Origin of the sequence: Streptomyces sp. NPDC057638, from assembly GCF_042800315.1 — a bacterium.
Classification (GTDB): Bacteria; Actinomycetota; Actinomycetes; order Streptomycetales; family Streptomycetaceae; genus Streptomyces.
Map to the genome: position 1 here is coordinate 1 of NZ_JBHVHF010000394.1, position 6,155 is coordinate 6,155.

General features: G+C 75.1%; 2 protein-coding genes. Both read right to left on the minus strand.

What is annotated here, in order from left to right; translation table 11 throughout:
* A partial coding sequence (locus tag ACFVIM_RS31665; RefSeq protein ID WP_384308759.1) for a type I polyketide synthase occupies positions 1-5,525 on the minus strand: 5,525 nt, incomplete at its 3' end.
* 305 nt (positions 5,526-5,830) lie between these two features.
* The coding region (locus tag ACFVIM_RS31670; protein WP_384308762.1) for a hypothetical protein at positions 5,831-6,155 on the minus strand (325 nt) is incomplete at its 5' end.

The following is a 6,155-nucleotide window of genomic DNA, read 5'->3' on the forward strand; positions in this document are numbered from 1 at the left end:
ACCGACTCCACCTGAGCGGAGTGGGAGGCATAGTCCACCGGAACCCGCCGCACCCGCACCTCACGCCCCCGATACGCCTCCTCCAGAACGTCCAGCGCCACCGGATCACCCGCCAGCACCACCGCACGCGGACCGTTCACCGCGGCCAGCGACACCCCCGCCGGGAGTTCGACCTCGTCCGGGGACAGAGCCACCGAGAGCATCCCGCCCCGGCCCGCCAACCCCTCGGCGATCACCTGACTCCGCAGGGCCACCACCTTCGCCGCATCCTCCAGCGACAACGCCCCCGCCACACACGCAGCGGCGATCTCCCCCTGCGAGTGCCCCACCACCGCATCCGGACGGAACCCATACGACTCCCACAGAGCGGCCAGCGACACCATCACCGCGAACGACACCGGCTGCACCACATCCACCCGCTCCAAACTCCCCGACCCCAACACCACCTCCCGCAACGACCAGTCGACAAACGGCGCCAACGCCGCCCCACACTCCTCCATCCGCGCCGCGAACACCGGCTCGGACTCCCACAACTCCCGCCCCATCCCCACCCACTGAGCCCCCTGACCCGGAAACACCAACACCGACCGCCGAGCCATATCCGCGACCTCACCCACCACCACACCCACCGACGAACGCCCCTCCGCCAGCTCCCGCAGCCCCTCCAGCCCCAGCACCACGGCACGGTGATCCCTCAGCGGGCGACTGGTGACCAGGGCGCGAGCCAGGGCGGCCGACGCGGGTGTGGTGTCACCGATGTGGTGGACCAGGCGCCTGGCCTGGGCGGTGAGGGCGGTCGTGGTGCGGCCGGAGAGGACCAGCGGCAGGGACTGGGGAGCTTGGACGGCATCAGGCCGCGCGTTCTCGGGACGCCCTGGGCTGGTCGGGTCGGCGGGAGCTTCCCTCCTCAGGGGAGGTTCCTCGATCACGACATGCGCGTTCGTGCCCGAGACTCCGAAGGAGGACACACCGGCCCGGCGCGGGCGGCCGTTCGCCTCCCACGGCACCGGTTCCGTCAGCAGCTCCACCCGCCCCGCGTCCCACTCCACCTTCTCCGACGGCCGGTCCACATGCAGCGTGCGGGGCAGCACCCCGTGCCGCAGCGCCAGCACCATCTTGATCACGCCCGCCACTCCGGCCGCCGCCTGGGCATGACCGATGTTGGACTTCACCGACCCCAGCCGGAGCGGCTCCGCCCGGTCCTGGCCGTAGGTGGCGAGTAGGGCCTCGGCCTCGATGGGGTCGCCGAGGACGGTGCCCGTGCCATGCGCCTCCACCGCGTCCACCTCGGACGCCGCAAGACCGGCGTTGGCCAGCGCCCGGCGGATCACCTGTTCCTGGGCGAGTCCATTGGGCGCGGTCAGTCCGTTGGACGCGCCGTCCTGGTTGACCGCCGAACCCCGCAGCACCGCCAGGACCTCACGGCCCTCCCGTACCGCGTCCGACAACCGCTGGAGGACCAGCACACCGACGCCCTCGGCCCACCCCGTACCGTCCGCACCCGCCGCGAACGACCTGCACCGGCCGTCCGCCGACAGTCCGCCCTGACGGGAGAACTCCAGGAAGATGCCGGGTCCGGCCATGACGGTCACTCCGCCCGCGAGGGCGGTGGAGCACTCGCCGGAGCGGATGGCCTGGGCCGCCAGATGCAGCGCGACCAGTGACGACGAGCATGCCGTGTCGACGGTGACGGAGGGGCCCTGGAGCCCGAGTACATAGGAGACCCGGCCGGACAGGACACTGGGCGAGGTGCCGGTGAGGGCGTAGCCGCCGTTCTCGTCGGTCGTCTCGTGCATACGGGCGCCGTACTCCTGCGCCATGGCGCCGAAGAAGACCCCGGTGTCGGCGCCCTGGAGGGAGGAGGGGTCGATCCCGGCGCGCTCCAGGGCCTCCCAGGAGGTCTCCAGCAGCAGCCGCTGCTGCGGATCCATCGCCAGCGCCTCACGTGCGGAGATGCCGAAGAACCCGGCGTCGAACATCCCGGCCTCCGTCAGGAAGCCGCCGCCGAAGCGCCGGAGGTCATCGTCCCAGCCCCGGTCGCCGGGGACGGGGGTGATGAGGTCGGCGCCCGCTTCGAGCGCGGCCCAGAAGGAGTCGGGCGAGTCGATGCCGCCGGGGTAGCGGCAGCCGACGCCGACGATCACGACCGGGTCGTCGGCGGAGACGCCGTGGGCGTGGGTGCGGGTTCCCTCGGGGCCCTCGGCGCGGGTACGGACGTCCCGCGGCCGCTCCTCCGGTGCGGGGCCGTCGCCGAGATGGGCGATCAGGCGTTCCGGCGTCGGATGGCTGAAGAGGGTGGCGCTGGTGAGACGCCGCCCGAGGACCGCGTCCAGCCGGGTGGTCAGCTCGACCAGCAGGGCGGAGTCGAAGCCGAGTTCCTTGAAGCTGGCGGTCGTGTCGACGCGCGCCGGGTCGGGCGCGCCGAGGACGCCCGCGATCTCCCGGAGCACGGCGTCGGCGCGGGACCGCGCGGCCACCGGCGGCCGGGCGGGGGTGTCGGCGTCACCGGCCCAGTGGCGTTCGCGCTGGAAGGCGTAGCTGGGCAGGGGGACGCGGCGGGCGCTGGGGAGGACGCGGTCCCAGGGCACGGGCACGCCCTGGGCATGGAGTTCGGCGAAGGAGGTGAGGAAGCGGTCCCAGCCGCCCTCGCCCCGGCGCAGGGTCGGTACGGTCACCGCCGTACGGTCCTCGGCGAGCGCGCAGTCCCGTACGGCCGCGAGCAGGATGGGGTGCGGGCTGATCTCGATGAACGTGTCGTGGTCCGCGGTGAGGAGGGTGCGCAGGGCGCCGTGGAGATCGACGGGTTCACGCAGGTTGCGGTACCAGTACCCGGCGTCCAGTTCCGCACCCGCCAGCACTCCGGCGGTGACCGTCGAGTGGAAGGGGACGCCGGCCGCCCGGGGGCGCAGAGGTGCGAGGGCGGCGAGCAGTTCGTCCCTGAGGGGTTCGACGGCGGCGGTGTGGGAGGCGTAGTCGGCCTCCACCCGGCGGACCCGGGTGTCGGGCTCCCAGGCGGCGAGGATCTCGTCCAGCGCGTCCCGGTCCCCGGCCAGGACGACGGACTCGGGCCCGGAGACCACGGCGATGGAGACACGGTCCGCCCAGGGCGCCAGCCGCTCCCGTACCGCGTCGGCGGCGCCTGCGACCCACAGCATCGCGCCGACGCCGGTGAGGTGCCGCGCGGTGAGCTGGGAGCGTACGGCGATGAGACGGGCGCCGTCGTCGAGGGTGAGGGCCCCGGCGGCGCAGGCGGCGGCCACCTCGCCCTGGGACTGGCCGATGACGGCGGCGGGCCGGACACCGTGGGCACGCCAGACGGCGGCGAGGGAGACCATCACCGCCCACAGGACAGGCTGGTTGACGTCGGTGCGGGCCATGGGCGGGGCGCCTTCGGCGCCCCGCAGGATGTCGGCGAGGGAGTGTCCCGACCAGTCGACCCAGGGGGCCAGTGCCTGGTCACAGGCGTGGAGGGAGTCGGCGAAGGCGGGTGAGGCCGCGAGGAGCTGTTCGGCCATACCGGTCCACTGCGAGCCCTGGCCGGGGAAGACGAAGACCGGACGGCCGTCGACGGGTCGCGCGATGGCGCGGACGAGTCCGTCGGCCGGGCGGTCGTCGGCGAGCGCGCGCAGGGCCGTGACCAGGTGGGCGCGGTCGGGTCCCAGGACGGCCGCGCGGTGGGTCAGGGGCACGCGGGCGGTGGCGAGGGTGTGTCCGATGGCGGTGGCGGTGAGCCCGGGGTGGGCGTCGGCGTGGTCGGCGAGCCGCTGGGCCTGCGCCCGGAGGGCGGCCTCGGTATGGCCGGAGAGCGTCCAGACGGTCGTGGACGGCTCGGCGGGGGGTGTGCTGCGTGGCGGGGTACGGCGGGAGGCGGGCCGGACGGCGGTCGGCGCGTCCGAGGCCGTGGTCTCCGCCGTGTCCTGGGCCCCCGCCGTGTACTCGGGCTCCATGGGCACGGGCTCCATGGGCTCGGGCGGGGACTCCAGCACCACATGGGCGTTGGTGCCGCCGACGCCGAAGGAGGAGACGCCCGCGAGCACCGGACGGTCGGCGGGGCGGGGCCAGGGGGTGGGCTCGGTGACGACCTTGAGCTGCCAGGTCCGGGTGTCGATGGCCGGGTTGGCGCCGCGGTGGTTCAGGCTGGGCGGCAGGGTCCGGTGCCGGAGGGCGAGCAGCGTCTTGAGCAGTCCGGCGATTCCGGCGGCGGCCTCCAGATGCCCGATGTTGGTCTTGACGGAGCCCACGAGGAGCGGTGCCCGGCGCGGTACGCGACCGTAGGCGGCGCCGAGTGCCTCGGCCTCGACCGGGTCGCCGACCGGGGTGCCGGTGCCGTGGAGTTCGACGTAGTCCACGGCACCGGGGGTGACTCCGGCCCGGCGGCAGGCGGCCCGGATGACACGGGCCTGGGCGGGTGCGCTGGGGGTGGTGAGTCCGGGCGCGGGCCCGTCGTTGTTGACGGCGGTGCCCCGGATGACGCCGTGGATCCGGTCGCCGTCGGCGAGGGCGCGGGCGAGGGTCTTGAGGACGATCAGTCCGCCGCCCTCGCCCCGGACGAATCCGTTGGCGCGGGAGTCGAACGTGAAGCACCGGGCGTCCGGGGAGAGCACGCCGAGCCGGGCGAGCGCCTCGGCGCCCTCGTCGGCGAGGTTCAGCTGGACCCCGCCCGCGACGGCGAGCGTGGACTCTCCGGAGCGGAGGCTCTCGCAGGCGGCGTGGACGGCGACCAGCGCGGCGGACTGGCCGGTGTCGAGGGTGACGCTGGGGCCGGACAGGCCGAAGCAGTGGGAGAGGCGGTTGGCGAGGAAGGCGCGGTTCGCGCCGGTCAGCTGGTGGGGTCCGGTCCGTTCCCCGGCCCGCCGCAGCAGCAGTCCGTACTCCTCGGCCGTGGCGCCGACGAAGACTCCGGTATGGGAGGCGTCGGCGGAGTCGGGGCGGATGGCCGCGTCCTCGAACGCCTCCCAGCACAGCTCCAGCAGGAGTCGCTGCTGGGGGTCGGTGGCGCGGGCCTCCCGGGGGGAGAGGGCGAACAGTGCCGCGTCGAACCGCTCGACGGAGTCGAGGTACCCGGCCTCGGCCATGACACCGGGCCGGATGGCGGCGCCCAGTGCCGCCGCCCGGCCCGCCGGGGGCGGGCCGATGGCGCTGCGCCCGCCGATCAGCAGGTCCCAGAACGCGGTGGGGTTCTCCGCGCCGGGCAGCCGGCAGGCCATGCCGACGACGGCGATGGGGGTCGCGCCGGGGTGCGCGGCCGCGCCATGGTCGCTGTCCGTGTCGGCGGCGGGAGCGGCGGTGCCGTTGCCGTTACCGTTGCCGGGTTCCGCGCCGTACACCCCGCGTTCACGACCGCCCGTACCGTCCGCGCCGGGTTCAGGGTCGTCCGCGCCGGGCCCCGCGCCGGCTTCGGCCCGCCCCTGGTGGTCCGCGCCGGGCTGGCCGCCTTCCGGGGCGGCGCCGGGACGACGGCTGCCGGGCGCGGCGGCGCCCCCGAGTGCGGCGGCGGGCGGCTCGGGACGGGCCGACGGGTTCATCGACAACTCCTGTGGACGGGCCCCGGGAGGCGGCGGGCGAGGCTCGGCGGCACTCAGCGCGCGAGGGGGCGGGCAGGCGAAGGGGACACCGGAGGGCGGCCGCGCGGCGAAAGCCGTGGGCTGAGCGGAGCCCTGGGCGGCGGGGAGCGCCCTCCGGTGTGTGGGGTGCGGTACGGGAGCGGGGAGACGGGTCGGTCAGGTGGCCGTGCCCGGTCTCAGGCCGGGCGGTCTCAGGCCACCCGAGCCCGGGGCCGGTCGGGCCCGGGCCAGGGGGACTCAGGCCAGGAAGGCGCGGTCCAGTCGGCTCAGTCCAGACCGGCGGCGGCCAGCGGGGCCGCGTAGGGGGCGATCGACTTCATCAGCTCGGCCTCCCAGACCGAGGGGTGGGTGGCCCTGCCGCCGGTCGCGGGCAGGGACCGCGCGCCTTCCACGGCGCCGAGCAGCGCGTCGGTGGTGACCTTGGCGTTGTAGCGCTCGGTCAGCCAGCGGCGGCCCTCCGCGCGGATGCGCTCCTGGTCCGGCAGCCGGACCAGGTCCAGGGCGCGGTCGGCGAGTTCGACGGTGCGCAGCTGCGGGACCGGCCAGGCGGAGGGCGCTTCGAACAGTTCGTCGCCGCCGCCGAGTCCGTAC